Consider the following 2,176-nt stretch of genomic DNA (forward strand, 5'->3'; position numbering starts at 1 on the left):
GCAGTTTAGAGAGTACTTGCAAGATGGGGGCCGTATCGAGGTCAATCCTATCTTTGCTTTTCGCTTCCAAAAAGAGGCCTACCAAGATATGGGAGATTTGATTGCGGAGTTTTTTGAGAAGAAAATAGCTCAACTCCCTGAGGGAGGAGCGACCTATTTTCTGCCTGCTTGTGATCAGCACAATGACTTCCTTTTAGAACGATTGCCTCACCAAACCACTAAGGTTCTCAGTCTTTTTATCGGACGAAATCCTCAAGAGCAATTACCTCAGTTGGCGGATTTGTTGCCTAAGGTGGACCTTGTTCTAGTCGACAGAGAGGACACCTTGCGCTTGGCTCAGTCTGCCTTTTCAGAACAAGCAACGAAGTTTCGTCATTTATCGCCTTTCGATACCCGCTTGGAGCTAGGAAAGAGTCAGACTCGGAAGGAGTCGCTCCTCTACTATCAACTTGACTTTGAGCAGGGGATAGAGGACCAAGCTCTCTATCAGGTCTTGCATTTCCTTTCTGAAAACAAGGATACAGAGCTGGTCTTTGGAGCCTTTGCTGCTAGTCAAGAAGAAATGAAGCAGCTGGAAACACGAGTTGCAGAGATGATTACAGACCAGTTTCAAGACCAGGAACTGGAGAAGGAAGTTGATTACCAAGGAGCTGAAAATCCACTTGAGGACAATCGCCATCAGAGCAAGCGCTATTCGTTTGTCAATATGCAGGATGAATCAGAGTTAATCAAGCAGCTGGAATTTGTTCGTTTGATTGTCGATCTGAACAGCCAGCCTCTTCTTTATACCCAGATAGCGGGGATTAGTGCTGGTATCCCTCAAATCAATAGGGTCAAAACAGAGTATGTCAGCCATCAGAAGAATGGCTATCTGTTGGAAAACACTGCTGATTTTGCTCAAGCGGCCCATTACTATCTCGATAGCCTACAGGTGTGGAATGATGCTTTGATCCATTCCATTGAAAAGATAAAGGAACACACTGGCGAGCAATTTCTGATTAAACTAGAGAAGTGGTTGGAGGAGGTGACTCATGGAAAAGAAGTATAAGATCTTGCAAATCGGTCCAGAGGATTGGCAAGATACTCTTGCCCTACCAGCCCAACTAGACTGGTATCATGTTCCTCCCAACACACCGTCTGCTATCCAGAAAATCATGGATGAGAATGACCTAGATTACTTTCATGCTGTCATTCTCACGGATGGGGCTTATCTAGTAGATTTGTTGCCTTTTGCATCTAGCTTGGAACCCTATACGGTTTTCTATCCAGAACAGTTTGCAAGTCAGGATCAAGGTCTTCATAATCTCATCAAACAGCACTGTATGCAAGCGATGGATCTGTCAGACCGACAGGGCTTTGTTCGAGACCTTTCCACCTCCCTCTTTGAAGGTGGTTATGGGGACAAGATGAGTCCAGCTACGATACGGATTCACCCGAGTTTCCAAGGCTCTGTCTCCTATCAAGGATTTGAGAATCTGAAATTAGAAGGAAACTTTGGCAATACCTATACCCAGCTAGCCTCTTGGGCCTATAATCAGACCGTCCAAGCCCATTCGCCAATCGAACTCTGGCTCGAATATGAAAAAACTGGACCAGTGGACTTGCGCTTGCGTTTGCGAAAAATCCCAGCAGGATCCGTTTCAGAGATTAGACAGGACATTCTCCTTGAGGAAGCAGACTTTGCCTCAGCAATCATAGTTGAGCAAGACTATGACGCTTATCTGAGCATTTCTCTTGAAGCGCGTGGTCAGGGAAAGGTCAACATCGGCAATCTCCACCAACGCTGGAGCCGGAAACAGTTTGGAAAGTTTGTTCTCGGAGGCAATATCCTGCATGACAAAAAACGTGAGGAAATCAACTATTTCTTTCACCCAGGAGATTTCAAGCCACCTCTAGCAGTCTATTTCTCAGGTTACCGTCCGGCGGAAGGCTTTGAGGGTTACTGGATGATGAAGAATCTCCAATGCCCCTTTCTCCTCTTTTCGGACCCTCGATTAGAAGGAGGAGCCTTTTACCTAGGAACTGAGGAGTTGGAAGACAGCATACAAGCAACGATCCAACACTATCTAGACTACCTAGGCTTGGATAGAAGTGACTTGATCCTATCTGGGCTGTCAATGGGAACCTTCCCAGCCCTCTATTATGGCTCTCGCTTTGAGCCCAAGGGAATCGTAGT

Annotated in this window: 2 protein-coding genes; both read left to right on the forward strand. The window is 46.0% G+C overall.

The genetic code is table 11. The annotated features are described in order from the left end of the window. The coding region (gene asp1 / locus SORDD24_RS05200) for an accessory Sec system protein Asp1 (RefSeq protein WP_061408286.1) at positions 1-1,048 on the forward strand (1,048 nt) is incomplete at its 5' end. Beyond that, on the forward strand, positions 1,032-2,176 hold a 1,145-nt coding region (gene asp2, locus SORDD24_RS05205), incomplete at its 3' end, for an accessory Sec system protein Asp2 (protein WP_231082712.1). The genes asp1 and asp2, both read left to right, overlap by 17 nt.

Origin of the sequence: Streptococcus oralis (assembly GCF_001579175.1) — a bacterium.
Taxonomy (GTDB): domain Bacteria; phylum Bacillota; class Bacilli; order Lactobacillales; family Streptococcaceae; genus Streptococcus; species Streptococcus oralis_O.